Origin of the sequence: Sphingopyxis sp. BE235 (genome assembly GCF_031457175.1) — a bacterium.
GTDB lineage: Bacteria > Pseudomonadota > Alphaproteobacteria > Sphingomonadales > Sphingomonadaceae > Sphingopyxis.
In genome coordinates this window covers 330,159-343,122 of sequence record NZ_JAVDWC010000003.1, presented here as the reverse complement: position 1 = coordinate 343,122, position 12,964 = coordinate 330,159, and the positions used below count along the sequence as shown (strand labels likewise).

Here is a 12,964-nt window from a genome sequence, read left to right as displayed (position 1 = left end):
CGCCTCCCTTAGAAGCGTTCGGGCCGTGCGAGCACGGCGACGAGATAGAAAAGAAGGCCGAGCGCGGTGGCGCCCGCGAGCCAGAGGTCGAGAGTCATGGACATCATTCCTTATGCGTCGTCGCACAGGCGCGCGTAGCCGAGGCTCGCGGCGAGCAGGGCGAGGATGATGCCGACCCAGATTAGATCCTGCATGGGTTTGCTCCAGCAAGGCGTCGGCCACGGGAGGTGGCACGAGTCGTCTGCGGACTCCCAAATAGGTGAGGCACGCGTTTGATTGCGAGAGACCCAAAGTGCGGCTCGCATAGTATTTTCATATGATTTTGCCGATTTTCGGGCAGGCGAGTGCGCGCCGCGAAAACAAATGAAAATACAATGGCCCGCGCCATTCCTCGATCTCGAATCCCTATGCGCAGCTCAATAGATTGCGGGCATCGAGTCCCGGTCTTCGGGGCATCGATTTGAGTAGCCAAGGAGCATCTCACCATGATTTCTGCGATTTCCGCGGAGCCCGACCCAGCCGGGTCGATATTATTCGTCGGCCGCGATGCGGCCGGACACTGGCTCGTTCAAGGCTGTAAAGGACAGCTCGAAGGCCGGTTCATTTCGCACACCGCCGCCTGGGCCTTTGCCCGCGCCGAGTGCCGCGGCCTCCCGGGGGCGCGGATCGTCGCCGCGCTGCGTCCGCTGATTCCCGCCGTTTCGTTCGAGCCTTTGCGGCCCGACGAATGCGCGATCGACCGCGCGGCTTGAGGAGGCTCGTCATGCATTATCCCTATATCGCCCCTGCCGGCATCGTCTGGATGGCACCCGCCACAAGCGGGTGGGGAGCGCTGGTGCAAGGCGCGCAAGACCGCGCCGAGAAGGATCGCCGCTGGCCCGCGATGCTGCGCAAGCTCAGGGGTCTGCGCAAGCGCGGGCGCCGCAGCATCCGCATCGTCGATGCCGATTGCGGCGCCGGCGAGCTGCTGATCCACGCCGTCCGGCGCGCGCGCGCGATGGGTTTCGTCGCGATCGAAGGCCGCGGCATCGACGCCGATCCGCGCCTGATCGCCAGCGCGCGCCGCGCCGCCGCGCGGCAGAGCGATCCGGCCATCGGCCTCGTCTTCGAACAGGGCGACCCGGACGACGCGATGCGCGAAGAGGCCGAATATCCGGCCGACCTGCTGCTCTGCCCGGCGTCCGATGCCGACACGCGCGAACGCGCGGCGCTCGCACGAACCGCCGCCGACACCGTCCTGTGGGACCGCAAGGCGAAACAGGAGCGCGGACGGTCATGACCCAGCGCGATCTCCTCTGGCGCACCGCCGGGACCGCCCTCATCGGCGCGGGCTATGTCCTGACGCGTCTCGCCACCGAGGCCGGCGCCGACCTTGTCGGCATCACCGGCCTGCTCGTCGCCGCAGCCGGCCTGCTTCTCGTGCTCGCAGGAAAGAAGGCCGTGCTCGCGCTGCGCGTCGAGCGGAGCCGCCACCGCGAACTGCCGGGCGCGATCCGCGCCTCGCGCCGGGCTCGTCGGGAAGAACCCTGACCCCTCACCATCCAAGGATTAGCTTCATGTCGTCTTTCCATTTGCTCGGCGGCGAAATGCATGCCGAGGCGGTTCCCCTCGCCTCGATCGCCGCAGCGGTCGGCACACCCGCCTATGTCTATTCGGCCGGCGCGCTGCGCCACGCGGCGCAGCGCTTCCGCGCCGCGCTCGGCAAGGTGCCGCGCAAGCAGCTGATGTTCGCGGTCAAGGCCAACCCGTCGCCCGCGGTGCTTCGCGTCCTCGCCGATCAGAATTTCGGCGCCGACATCGTATCGGGGGGCGAGCTCGATTGCGCGCTCGGCGCGGGGATTACCGCGAACCACATCGTCTATTCGGGGGTCGGCAAGACCGCGCCCGAACTCATCGCGGCGCTCGATGCCGGGATCGGACGCTTCAATCTGGAACTCGAGCGCGAGGGACAGCTGCTGTCGGCGCTCGCGTCGCAGCGCGGACGACGGGCGCCCGCCCTGCTGCGCATCAACCCCGACGTCGATGCCAGCACGCATGCCAAGATCACGACCGGCCGTCTCGACAGCAAATTCGGCATCCCGATCGACGACGCGCGGGCCATGTATGACCGGCTCGCGGCGCTTCCCGGCCTCGATCTCCACGGCCTCGCGGTTCATATCGGCAGCCAGATCATCGACCTCGCGCCGCTGGAAGCCGCCTATCGCAAGATCGGCGATCTCATCCGCGCGCTGCGCCAGAAGGGGCATCGCGTCTATCATGTCGACCTCGGCGGCGGGCTGGGCGTCTCCTATCGCCCCGGCCTGCCCGGCGCGGATGTCGAAGCCTATGGCGCGATGGTCGCCGAGGTCACGCGCGACTGGGACGCGACATTGCTGTTCGAGCCCGGGCGCTTCATCGCGGCCGAGGCGGGCATCCTCCTGACGCGCGTGTTGTGGGTGAAGCCAGGCTCCCGCCGCCCCTTTGTCGTCGTCGATGCGGCGATGAACGACCTCGCCCGTCCCGCGATGTATGACGCGTGGCACGAATTCGCCGCTGTCCGCCCGACGGGCGGGACCTTCGTCGCCAATATCGTCGGCCCGATCTGCGAAACCGGCGACACTTTTGCGCGAGAGCGCGAGATCGATAGGGTGCAGGAGGGCGACCTGGCCCTCTTCAAAGCCGCCGGCGCCTATGGTGCGTCGATGGCATCGACCTACAACTGCCGCGCGATCGCGCCCGAAGTGCTGGTCGATGACAATCGATACGCAACGGTCAGCGAGCGCATGGCCGCGCATCAGGTCCGACGGCAGCGGCTCGCCCCGTGGATGGACGACGGCGCCCCCTCAACCCGCGCCGCGTAACGGTCACGGGGCGGCGTTGAATTCCGCCACCAGGTCGAAGCGATCGCCGCGAAACAGCTGCCGCACATGCGTCACGACGCGCCCCGCGCGCCACGTCGTGCGGTCAAGCTCGAGGCAGGCGGCGCCCACACCGGTCGTCAATAGCGCCGCCTCCTTGCGCGTCGGGTTCACAGCGCGGATCACATGGCGCGCCTGGGTCCACGGGATATGGCCGAGCAGCCACGTTCCCGGCGCCACCCTGGCAAAGTCCGCGTCCGCCGCCTCGGGCACCTCGCCGAGCGCGATGAAGCGGCGCTCGAGCGCAAAGGCTTCGCCTGCCGCCATATGCACGCCCTCGATGCGCAGCGCCGGTCCCGCAAGGTCGTCGCCCGCGTCGGCGGTTTCGAGCGACGCCAGCTCCCAGCGATAGACCTCGCCGCGCGCTGCGATCAGTTCGGCAAGGTCGGGCACGGTCATCACCGCCGAATGAACCGGCGGATGCGCGACGAACGTCCCCGCCTTGCGGCGGCGTTCGACGAGCCCCGACGCCGCAAGTTCGCCGAGCGCCTTGCTCACCGTCGCGCGCGCGCAGCCGTAGCGTGCCGCGAGTTCCTGTTCGGTCGGTACGCGGTCGCCGGGACGCCATTCGCCCGACTGGATCGAGGCGGCGATTTCTTCGCGGATGCGCCGTGCGGGGTTCACGCGAGCAGCCGCGCGACGCACGCGCGATAGGCGGCGCCAATGACATCGGCGTCGACATGGCGTCCGTTCGCGACGCGCTTGACCCCGGCGCGCCAGACGCTGTCGATCGCGCCCGCGCGTGCAGCGAAGATCCAGCGGTCGAGCAGCGTCGCATCGTCAGTTCCGGCAAAGGCAGGGTGATCGAGGTCGAGCGAGACGATGTCGGCGGCGTGGCCGACGGCCAGCCCCGCCGATACACCCAGCGCCTGCGCTCCGCCCTGCATCGCGCGTGCAAACAGATTCGCGCCGACGAAGGGCGCGGCCTCGTCCGCCAGCAACGCCCGCGCCCGCTGCGCCAAACGCTGCGAATATTCGAGCGCGCGGAGCTCCTGCGCCGCGTCGACGAGAATATTGCTGTCGGTGCCGATCCCGAAGCGACCGCCCGCGGCGAGGTAACCGACCGCGGGGAAAATGCCGTCGCCCAGATTGCCCTCGGTGATCGGGCACAGCCCCGCGACCGCGCCGCTCGCGGCGAGCCGCTGGACTTCTTTCGCGTCGAGGTGGGTCGAATGGATCAGGCACCAGCGTTCGTCGACATTGGCGTTGTCGAGCAGCCATTCGACCGGTCTTGCGCCGCTCCACGCGACGCAGTCGGCAACCTCCTTCACCTGTTCGGCGGCGTGGATATGCACCGGACCCGTCGACGAGAGCGCCAGCAGCGCCGCGAGTTCGTCAGGCGTCACCGCGCGCAGCGAATGCGGCGCAACGCCGATATTGGCGTCGCCCGAGAGCTTGGGCAGCGATGCGTCGAGCAGCGCCGCAAAGCCGTCGACGTCGTTGAGGAAGCGCCGCTGCCCCGGGCTCGGCGCAGCGGCACCAAAATTGCCGTGCGCATAGAAAACCGGGAGCAGCGTCAAACCGATGCCGGTCGCCGCAGTCGCCTGCGCAATCGCACCCGCCATCTCGGCGCGATCGGCATAGGCCGCGCCTGCCGGGTCATGGTGCAGATAGTGAAACTCGCCGACGCGGGTGAAACCCGTTTCGAGCATCTCGGCATAGGCCTGCGCGGTGATCGCCGCGACATCCTCGGGCGTCAGCCGGTCGAGGAAGCGGTACATGATTTCGCGCCAGCTCCAGAAATTATCGTCGGGGCGGCTGCGGCGTTCCGAAAGCCCCGCCATCCCGCGCTGGAATCCGTGGCTGTGGACGTTGCAAAGCCCCGGCAAGCCGACGCGGTGACGATCATCGCCCTCTGCCGCGTCGACCCCGGCCTCGACCGCCGAAATCCGGCCGTCGGCGATGCGCAGGCGCACGTCCTTTTTCCATTCGCTGCCGAGCCACGCGCGTTCGAACCAGAGAGAAGTCATCTTTCGTCCTCATATTATGTCTAGACATAATGACGCATCCGGACAACAATGTCTATATGGAGCAGCTCTGGACGAACGCCCGACTCGCAACGATGGCCGATGACGCGCTCGGCCTGATCGACGATGGCGTCGTGGCGGCGAAGGACGGCCGGATCGTCTATGCCGGCCCCGCCGAGGGCGCCCCGGCAACCGCGCAGAAGGTCGCCGACTGCGAGGGCCGGCTGATCACCCCCGGCCTGATCGATTGCCACACGCACCTCGTCCACGGCGGCAACCGCGCGAACGAATGGGCGATGCGGCTGGCGGGCGCGACCTATGAAGAAATCGCGCGCGCGGGCGGCGGCATCGTCTCGACGATGCGCGCGACGCGCGAGGCGAGCAAGGCCGAGCTGGTCGCGAGCGCCCTCCCTCGTCTCGACGCGCTGATCGCCGAGGGCGTCACGACGATCGAGATCAAGTCGGGTTACGGCCTCTCGACCGACGACGAACTCAAGATGCTGCGCGCCGCGCGTGCACTTGCTGAGCACCGCAACATCCGCGTCGAGCCGACCTTCCTCGGCGCGCACGCGCTGCCCCCCGAATATAAGGGCGACAGCGACGCCTATATCGACCTCGTCTGTAATGAGATGATCCCCGCCGCCGCGCCGCTCGCGACCGCGGTCGATGCCTTTTGCGAAGGCATCGGTTTCTCGCCCGCGCAATGCGAGCGCGTGATCGAAACCGCGAAGGCGCACGGTCTCGCGGTCAAGCTTCACGCCGAACAATTGTCGGCGCTCCACGGCAGCGCGCTCGCCGCGCTGCACGGCGCGCTCTCGGCCGATCATCTCGAACATGCGACCGACGACGATGTCCGCGCGATGGCCGCGGCGGGCACCGTTGCGGTGCTGCTTCCCGGCGCCTATTATTTCATGCGCGAAACCAAATTGCCGCCGGTCGAGGCGATGCGCCGCCACGGCACGCGCATCGCGCTCGCGACCGACAACAACCCCGGCACCTCGCCGACCACCTCGCTGCTGCTGATGCTCAACATGGGCGCGACTTTGTTCGGGCTGACGGTGGTCGAAGCGCTGCGCGGCGTGACGGTGAACGCCGCCGCGGCGCTCGGCCTGTCCGCCGAGGTCGGCACACTCGAAGCGGGGAAGGCGTGCGACCTCGCGATCTGGGACGTCACCAACCCCGCCGAGCTCGTCTACCGCATCGGCTTCAACCCGCTTCACCAACGCATCAAGGACGGACAATGATCATCACCCCAGGCGCCATGACGCTCGCAGACTGGCGCGAAATCTATGAGGGCGCGAGCGCCGAACTGAGTGCCGATGCATGGAGTGCGATCGACGCGAGCGCCGCCGCGGTCGCGCGCATCGTCGCCAAGGGTGCGCCCGTCTATGGCATCAACACCGGCTTCGGAAAGCTCGCAAGCGTGCGCATTGTCGACGACGAGCTTTCGATCCTCCAGCGCAATATCGTGCTCAGCCACGCCGCGGGCACCGGCGCGCCGTCGCCCGCCCCGATCGTGCGGTTGATGATGGCATTGAAGCTCGCGAGCTTCGGCATGGGCGCGTCGGGCGTGAAGCGCGAGACCGTCGCAATGCTCGAAGCGATGCTCGCGAAGGGGCTGAATCCGGTCGTCCCGTCGCAGGGCTCGGTCGGCGCCAGCGGCGACCTCGCCCCGCTCTCGCATATGGCCGCCGCGATGATCGGCGTCGGCGCGATCGAGGTCGGCGGCAAGGTGGTTCCGGCAGCCGACGCGCTCGCAGAGGCCGGCCTCACCCCGCTCGATCTCGGCCCCAAGGAAGGTCTCGCGCTCCTCAACGGCACGCAATTCTCCACCGCCAACGCCCTCGCGGGCCTGTTCCGCGCCGAAACCGTCTTCCGCTCGGCGCTGATCACCGGCGCGCTTTCGACCGAAGCCGCCAAAGGCTCGGACGCGCCCTTCGATGCGCGCATCCATGCGCTGCGCGGCCATGCGGGCCAGCGCGAGGTCGGCGATACGCTGCGCAATCTGATGGCGGGATCGGCGATCCGCGCCTCGCACGCGGTCGACGATCCGCGCGTGCAGGACCCATACTGCCTCCGCTGCCAGCCGCAGGTGATGGGCGCCGTGCTCGACCTGCTGCGTCAGGCCGCGACGACGCTCGGCATCGAGGCAAACGGCGTCTCGGACAATCCGCTGATCTTCGCCGACACCGACGAGGCGCTGTCGGGGGGCAATTTCCACGCCGAGCCCGTCGCCTTCGCCGCCGACATGATCGCGATGGCCTTGTGCGAGATCGGATCGATTTCGGAGCGCCGCATCGCGATGCTCGTCGACCCCGCGCTCTCGGGTCTCCCCGCCTTCCTGACCCCGCGCCCCGGGCTCAACTCGGGCTTCATGATCCCGCAGGTCACCGCCGCCGCGCTGGTCAGCGAGAATAAGCAGCGCGCCTATCCCGCCAGCGTCGATTCGATCCCGACCTCGGCCAATCAGGAGGATCATGTTTCGATGGCCGCGCATGGCGCGCGCCGCCTGCTCGAAATGGCCGACAATGTCAGCGCGGTGATCGGCATCGAGCTGCTCGCCGCGTGTCAGGGCATCGACTTCCACAAGCCGCTGACATCGAGCGACGCGCTGGAGGCGGCGCACAAGCATCTGCGCGCCGAGGTTCCCACGCTCGAAGACGACCGGCATTTCCACCCCGACATGGAGGCCGCGACCGCGCTGGTCCGTTCGGGCAGCCTCGTCGCGGCGGTTCCCGCCGACCTGCCGGGCATCGGCTGATGGACTGGCTGCGCGTCCATCGCGGCGACGCGCCGCTCGTCATCGCCTTCCCGCATGGCGGCACCGACCTTGCGGGTCTCGACGAACAGTATGTCTCGCGCTGGCATGCGCAGATCGACACCGACTGGTGGATCGCCGAACTTTACGCCTTCGCCGCCGATCGGGGCGCGACGCTGGTCGCGACCGACATCTCACGCAGCGTGATCGACATGAACCGCGATCCGTCGGGCGCCTCGCTCTATCCGGGGCAGGCGACGACCGAGCTGTGCCCGACGACGACCTTCGACGGCGATCCGCTCTATCGCTTTGATGTACCGGACGAGGCCGAGATCTTGCAACGGCTGAACTCTTACCACCGGCCCTATCACGAGGCACTGGCCGAAGAACTCGACCGCCTGAAATCGGCGCACGGTAAAGTCGTCCTCTACGACGCGCATTCGATCCGTAGCCATGTCCCCCGCCTGTTCGACGGCGAGCTGCCGCAGTTCAGCATCGGCACCAACGGCGGTGCGACCTCAGCCCCCGAACTCGAAACCATCGTCGCGAATATCTGCGCCGCGAGCGGCAAGAGCCATGTCGTCAACGGCCGCTTCAAGGGCGGCTGGACGACGCGCCACTATGGCCGTTCCGACGACGGCATCCACGCGATCCAGATGGAGCTGGCGCAGCGCGGTTACATGGCCGAGCCCGCCGAAATCACGCATGCCAACTGGCCCTCCCCCATCGACCCCAATCCCGCGATCCGGCCCGTTCTGGAGCAAGTGATCGCCGCGACCCTCGATTTTGCGAAAGGAAAAGCATGACCACCCGCCCCCTAAACCAGAGGCTGGACAACAGCCGTGTGATCCGCCCGGCGACCGGGACCGAGATCAGCGCGAAGAGCTGGCTCACCGAAGCACCGATGCGGATGCTGATGAACAATCTCCACCCCGACGTCGCCGAGGCGCCGCACGAACTTGTCGTCTATGGCGGCATCGGCCGCGCCGCGCGCGATTGGGAAAGCTATGACCGGATCGTCGAGACGCTGAAGCGGCTCGAAGGCGACGAAACCCTGCTCATCCAGTCGGGCAAGCCCGTCGGCGTTTTCCGCACGCACGAGAATGCGCCGCGCGTGTTGCTCGCCAATTCGAACCTCGTCCCCGAATGGGCGAACTGGGACCATTTCCACGAGCTCGATAAAAAGGGCCTGATGATGTACGGCCAGATGACCGCGGGCAGCTGGATCTACATCGGCAGCCAGGGCATCGTTCAGGGCACTTACGAAACCTTCGTCGAAATGGGCCGCCAGCATTATGGCGGCAGCCTTGCCGGCCGCTGGCTGCTCACCGCCGGGCTCGGCGGCATGGGCGGCGCGCAGCCGCTCGCGGCGGTGATGGCGGGCGCCAGCTGCCTCGCGATCGAATGCCAGCCGAGCCGCATCGAGATGCGCCTGCGCACTGGCTACCTCGACAAGCAGGCCTCGAGCATCGACGAGGCGATCGCGATGATCGAGGCAGCCCACGCCGAGGGCAAGCCCGTATCGGTCGGCCTGCTCGGCAACGCCGCCGAAATCCTGCCCGAAATCGTCCGCCGCGGCATCCGCCCCGACCTGCTCACCGACCAGACGTCGGCGCACGACCCGGTCAACGGCTATCTCCCTGCGGGCTGGACCCTCGACGAGTGGTTTTCGAAGCGCGAGAGCGATCCGGCCGCGGTCGCCAAGGCCGCGAAGGCATCGATGGCGGTGCATGTGCAGGCGATGCTCGACCTGCAAGCCGCGGGCGTGCCGACCACCGACTATGGCAATAATATCCGCCAGGTGGCGAAGGACGAGGGCGTCGAGAATGCGTTCGACTTCCCGGGCTTCGTCCCCGCCTATGTCCGCCCGCTCTTCTGCCGCGGTATCGGCCCCTTCCGCTGGGTCGCGCTCTCGGGCGATCCCGAGGACATCTACAAGACCGACGCCAAGGTGAAGGAGCTGCTCCCCGACAACAAGCATCTCCACAACTGGCTCGACATGGCGCGCGAGAAGATCCGGTTTCAGGGCCTGCCCGCGCGCATCTGCTGGGTCGGGCTCGGCGACCGCCACCGGCTCGGCCTTGCTTTCAACGAGATGGTTGCGTCGGGCGAACTCAAAGCCCCCGTCGTTATCGGCCGCGACCATCTGGACTCGGGCTCGGTCGCCTCGCCCAACCGCGAGACCGAAGCGATGCGCGACGGGTCGGATGCAGTTTCGGACTGGCCGCTACTCAACGCCCTCCTCAACACCGCGTCGGGCGCGACGTGGGTGTCGCTCCACCACGGCGGCGGCGTCGGCATGGGCTATTCGCAGCATAGCGGCATGGTAATCGTCGCCGACGGCACCCCCGAAGCGGCGAAACGCCTCGAGCGCGTGCTGTGGAACGACCCGGGCACCGGCGTGATGCGCCACGCCGACGCGGGTTACGACATCGCGATCGACTGCGCGCGCGAGAAGGGTCTCGACCTGCCGGGCATCTAGCGCTTGTTTCAGTTGCACCGAAACAGCTTCGCATCCTAAGGCTCTCCCCGACGATCAGGGGAGAGCCAGACGCCGATGTCCGAAGCCCAGCCGCAGAGCCATCCCGAAATCCGCGACGCGGTGCGCCGCCTGTGCGCCGATTTTCCCGGCGAATATTGGCAAAGGCTCGACCGCGACCGCATCTATCCGACCGAGTTCGTCCGCACGCTCACCGAGGCGGGTTTCCTGTCGGTCCTGATCCCCGAAGCCTATGGCGGGTCGGGCCTCGGCCTCGGCGCGGCGACCGCAGTGCTCGAGGAAATCCATCGTTCGGGCTGCAACGGCGGCGCTTGCCACGCGCAGATGTACACGATGGGCACCTTGCTGAAACACGGGTCGGAGGCGCAGAAACAGGCCTATCTGCCCGCGATCGCCCGCGGCGAGCTCCGCCTGCAGGCGTTCGGGGTCACCGAGCCGACCGCGGGCACCGACACGACGCGCATCCGCACCTTCGCCAAGCGGGTCGGCGACAAATATATCGTCAACGGCCAGAAGATCTGGATCAGCCGCGCCGAACATTCGGACCTGATGGTCCTGCTCTGCCGCACCACGCCGCGCGAGGAATGCGCCAAGTCCTCCGACGGGATGAGCGTCCTCCTCGTCGACATGCGCGAGGCAGAGGGTAACGGCCTGACGATCCGCCCGGTGCGCACGATGCTCAACCATGCAACGACCGAGCTGTTCTTCGACGACCTCGAGGTCCCCGCCGCGAACCTCATCGGTGAGGAGGGCAACGGCTTTCGCTACATCCTCTCGGGCATGAACGCCGAACGCATCCTGATCGCCTCCGAATGCATCGGCGACGGGCGCTTCTTCATCGACCGCGCGACCGCCTATGCCAAGGACCGCGAGGTCTTCGGCCGCGCGATTGGCACCAATCAGGGCATCCAGTTCCCGATCGCGCGCGCTTATGTGCAGATCGCCGCCGCCGCCGAGATGGTCGACAAGGCCGCGCGCCTGTTCGACGCCGGGCAGGATGGCGGGACCGAGGCGAATATGGCCAAGATGCTGGCGTCCGAGGCGAGCTGGTATGCCGCCGACATGTGTGTGCAGACGCACGGCGGCTTCGGCTTTGCCGAGGAATATGACATCGAGCGCAAATTCCGCGAGACGCGGCTCTATCAGGTCGCGCCGATCAGCACGAATTTGATCCTGAGCCATGTCGCGACACACGCGCTCGGCCTGCCCAAGAGCTTCTGAGCCGGTGGACGATTATTCCGCCTGGGTCGGCCGCAGCGAAACGCGCGAGGATGTCGCGGCTGCGGCACCGCTCGCCGGCCTTGCCGCATTGCTCGACCATGACATTTCACCTTGGGCGCCCGGCACCGTGCCGCCGCTGGCCCATTGGCTCTATTTCCTGCCCACCGCGCGCCAGTCGGCGATCGGCGACGACGGTCACCCGCGCCGCGACGGCGCGGGCCTGCTCCCGCCCGTCCCGCTCCCGCGCCGCATGTGGGCGGGCAGCCGCATCGAGTTCCTCGCACCGATCGCGGTCGGTGCGGCGCTGACCCGCGTCACCACGATCGACGCGATCAAGCCCAAGCGCGGCGCGAGCGGCGACCTGCTCTTCGTGACGCTGCGCCACGACATCGCGGCGGATGGCGTCGCCGCGATCCGCGAGGAGCAGGACATCGTCTTTCGCGAACCCGCGACAACAGCGCCCGCGCCCACGCCGGCCGCAGCAATCGAACCCGAGCCCGCCGACACGGTGCGCAGCCTATCGCCCGATCCGGTACTCCTGTTCCGCTATTCGGCGCTCACCTTCAACGCCCACCGCATCCACTACGACCGCGACTATGCGCAGCGTGTCGAGGGCTATGCGGGGCTCGTAGTCCACGGCCCGCTGATCGCAACCTTGCTGATGGATCACTTCCTGCGCACCGCGCCCGGTGCGAACCCCCGCCGTTTCAGCTTCCGCGCCGAGGCACCGCTGATCGACGGCGCGCCCTTCGACCTCTGCCTCGCCCGCGATGGCGATGCGACGCGATTGTGGGCACGCGACGCGGCGGGACGCACGACGATGCGTGCCGACGTCGCATAGCGGGACCCGGCCCAAGCAAATCCACCCACCGAGATCATCTGGGTATTTCTCCGCCCCCGACATTGCCAATTCGCAAAGCGGGTCATGCCGCGGCGGACCATGATCGCCTTGTTCGCACCGATGCGGACGGAGTCGGGGAGGATCCGCATCAGCCATGCCGATCGGCATCGCGCGCCGTCCCCTTTTTGTAAGGAGAGTAGCCATGATCAAGAAAGTCATGCTGGCGGTGTCGACGCTGGCGCTTGCCGTCTCGGCCGCACCTGCGATCGCGCAGGGTCAAGACCAGGACAACGACAACACCACGACCGGTGCCTCTGGCAACAACAGCGACACCGTCGTCGTCAACGACCTGATCGACCTGTTCGTCCAGGACAATGCCGCCGACACCTTCTCGGATGACGATCAGGACAATGACGGCAATGGTTCGTTCAACGGCAACAGCTTCGTTGTTGCGACCCAGTCATTGAGCGCGACCAACACCAACCAGAATCTCGACGAAGTCGTCGACATGGATGGTGAAGACGACAGCGACACGAATGTCGGCTATCAGAGCGGCAACAACTCGGTGACCGGCAGCGCCTTCGCGGCCTATGCCGGCATTCTGAACGCCGCCTGGAACACGGGCATCAACGCCAACACCCAAGCAGCGACCAACATCGCGGCGAGCGGCACTGTCAGCTTCGGCGACAGCGGCGGCAACGGTGGTGCCGGCGGCGGCGCTGGCGGCGACTAAGAGTCCCCCCCCGGATGGCCGGCCCGGCACCACTGGCGGGCCGGCCA

At 67.5% G+C, this 12,964-nt stretch carries 14 protein-coding genes; 11 read left to right on the top strand and 3 right to left on the bottom strand.

The genetic code is table 11. The annotated features are described in order from the left end of the window. Positions 1 to 8 precede the first annotated feature (8 nt). Positions 9 to 98 carry a potassium-transporting ATPase subunit F gene (locus J2X38_RS15310; RefSeq protein WP_056347272.1) on the bottom strand — a complete coding sequence of 30 codons (90 nt, stop codon included), beginning with the start codon at positions 96 to 98 and terminating at the stop codon, positions 9 to 11. Positions 99 to 485: 387 nt separating this feature from the next. On the opposite strand from J2X38_RS15310, the gene J2X38_RS15305 reads away from it, so the two are divergent. Genes J2X38_RS15305 through lysA form a run of 4 tightly spaced genes read left to right on the top strand, consistent with a single transcriptional unit; the run spans position 486 to position 2,840 of the window. Further along, positions 486 to 752, top strand: coding sequence for a hypothetical protein (locus J2X38_RS15305; RefSeq protein ID WP_310255263.1), 267 nt, complete (start codon positions 486 to 488; stop codon positions 750 to 752). Between the two features lie 11 nt (positions 753 to 763). Beyond that, complete coding sequence (locus J2X38_RS15300; RefSeq protein ID WP_310255262.1) at positions 764 to 1,279, top strand: SAM-dependent methyltransferase; 516 nt, start codon at positions 764 to 766, stop codon at positions 1,277 to 1,279. Next, positions 1,276 to 1,530, top strand: a complete 255-nt coding sequence (locus tag J2X38_RS15295) for a hypothetical protein (RefSeq protein ID WP_310255261.1) — start codon at positions 1,276 to 1,278, stop codon at positions 1,528 to 1,530. The genes J2X38_RS15300 and J2X38_RS15295 overlap by 4 nt, the downstream gene beginning before the upstream one ends. 26 nt (positions 1,531 to 1,556) lie before the next feature. After that, the gene (lysA, locus tag J2X38_RS15290; protein WP_310255260.1) at positions 1,557 to 2,840 is read left to right on the top strand and encodes a diaminopimelate decarboxylase; all 1,284 of its coding nucleotides are present in this window, start codon (positions 1,557 to 1,559) and stop codon (positions 2,838 to 2,840) included. 3 nt (positions 2,841 to 2,843) lie between these two features. Here lysA and J2X38_RS15285 read toward each other — a convergent pair whose 3' ends face one another. Together J2X38_RS15285 and J2X38_RS15280 are read right to left on the bottom strand one after the other, a co-directional pair. Continuing rightward, positions 2,844 to 3,521, bottom strand: coding sequence for a UTRA domain-containing protein (locus tag J2X38_RS15285; RefSeq protein WP_310255259.1), 678 nt, complete (start codon positions 3,519 to 3,521; stop codon positions 2,844 to 2,846). Continuing rightward, positions 3,518 to 4,867, bottom strand: coding sequence for a formimidoylglutamate deiminase (locus tag J2X38_RS15280; protein ID WP_310255258.1), 1,350 nt, complete (start codon positions 4,865 to 4,867; stop codon positions 3,518 to 3,520). The genes J2X38_RS15285 and J2X38_RS15280 overlap by 4 nt, the downstream gene beginning before the upstream one ends. A 56-nt stretch (positions 4,868 to 4,923) precedes the next feature. On the opposite strand from J2X38_RS15280, the gene hutI reads away from it, so the two are divergent. The 7 genes from hutI (at position 4,924) to J2X38_RS15245 (ending at position 12,917) form a co-directional block, all read left to right on the top strand. Then, a complete protein-coding gene (hutI, locus tag J2X38_RS15275) occupies positions 4,924 to 6,108 on the top strand; it encodes an imidazolonepropionase (RefSeq protein WP_405053464.1) in 1,185 nt (394 codons plus the stop codon). After that, the gene (hutH, locus tag J2X38_RS15270; RefSeq protein WP_310255256.1) at positions 6,105 to 7,625 is read left to right on the top strand and encodes a histidine ammonia-lyase; all 1,521 of its coding nucleotides are present in this window, start codon (positions 6,105 to 6,107) and stop codon (positions 7,623 to 7,625) included. The genes hutI and hutH overlap by 4 nt, the downstream gene beginning before the upstream one ends. Beyond that, positions 7,625 to 8,428 (top strand): N-formylglutamate deformylase, encoded by an 804-nt coding sequence (gene hutG / locus J2X38_RS15265; RefSeq protein ID WP_310255255.1) that lies wholly within the window; start codon positions 7,625 to 7,627, stop codon positions 8,426 to 8,428. Before hutH ends, hutG begins: the two co-directional genes overlap by 1 nt. Next, positions 8,425 to 10,104 carry a urocanate hydratase gene (hutU, locus tag J2X38_RS15260; protein ID WP_310255254.1) on the top strand — a complete coding sequence of 560 codons (1,680 nt, stop codon included), beginning with the start codon at positions 8,425 to 8,427 and terminating at the stop codon, positions 10,102 to 10,104. The genes hutG and hutU overlap by 4 nt, the downstream gene beginning before the upstream one ends. Before the next feature lie 75 nt (positions 10,105 to 10,179). After that, complete coding sequence (locus J2X38_RS15255; RefSeq protein WP_310255253.1) at positions 10,180 to 11,343, top strand: acyl-CoA dehydrogenase family protein; 1,164 nt, start codon at positions 10,180 to 10,182, stop codon at positions 11,341 to 11,343. A gap of 4 nt (positions 11,344 to 11,347) precedes the next feature. Then, positions 11,348 to 12,184 (top strand): MaoC family dehydratase N-terminal domain-containing protein, encoded by an 837-nt coding sequence (locus J2X38_RS15250; RefSeq protein ID WP_310255252.1) that lies wholly within the window; start codon positions 11,348 to 11,350, stop codon positions 12,182 to 12,184. A gap of 202 nt (positions 12,185 to 12,386) precedes the next feature. Beyond that, positions 12,387 to 12,917 carry a hypothetical protein gene (locus J2X38_RS15245; protein WP_037516455.1) on the top strand — a complete coding sequence of 177 codons (531 nt, stop codon included), beginning with the start codon at positions 12,387 to 12,389 and terminating at the stop codon, positions 12,915 to 12,917. Positions 12,918 to 12,964: the final 47 nt, after the last annotated feature.

What these genes read in the sequence shown, in the direction of transcription:
- J2X38_RS15310 (WP_056347272.1), bottom strand. Translation starts at nt 98, where the DNA reads ATGACTCTCGACCTCTGGCTCGCGGGCGCCACCGCGCTCGGCCTTCTT.
- J2X38_RS15305 (WP_310255263.1), top strand. Translation starts at nt 486, where the DNA reads ATGATTTCTGCGATTTCCGCGGAGCCCGACCCAGCCGGGTCGATATTA.
- J2X38_RS15300 (WP_310255262.1), top strand. Translation starts at nt 764, where the DNA reads ATGCATTATCCCTATATCGCCCCTGCCGGCATCGTCTGGATGGCACCC.
- J2X38_RS15295 (WP_310255261.1), top strand. Translation starts at nt 1,276, where the DNA reads ATGACCCAGCGCGATCTCCTCTGGCGCACCGCCGGGACCGCCCTCATC.
- lysA (WP_310255260.1), top strand. Translation starts at nt 1,557, where the DNA reads ATGTCGTCTTTCCATTTGCTCGGCGGCGAAATGCATGCCGAGGCGGTT.
- J2X38_RS15280 (WP_310255258.1), bottom strand. Translation starts at nt 4,867, where the DNA reads ATGACTTCTCTCTGGTTCGAACGCGCGTGGCTCGGCAGCGAATGGAAA.
- hutI (WP_405053464.1), top strand. Translation starts at nt 4,924, where the DNA reads ATGGAGCAGCTCTGGACGAACGCCCGACTCGCAACGATGGCCGATGAC.
- hutH (WP_310255256.1), top strand. Translation starts at nt 6,105, where the DNA reads ATGATCATCACCCCAGGCGCCATGACGCTCGCAGACTGGCGCGAAATC.
- hutG (WP_310255255.1), top strand. Translation starts at nt 7,625, where the DNA reads ATGGACTGGCTGCGCGTCCATCGCGGCGACGCGCCGCTCGTCATCGCC.
- hutU (WP_310255254.1), top strand. Translation starts at nt 8,425, where the DNA reads ATGACCACCCGCCCCCTAAACCAGAGGCTGGACAACAGCCGTGTGATC.
- J2X38_RS15255 (WP_310255253.1), top strand. Translation starts at nt 10,180, where the DNA reads ATGTCCGAAGCCCAGCCGCAGAGCCATCCCGAAATCCGCGACGCGGTG.
- J2X38_RS15245 (WP_037516455.1), top strand. Translation starts at nt 12,387, where the DNA reads ATGATCAAGAAAGTCATGCTGGCGGTGTCGACGCTGGCGCTTGCCGTC.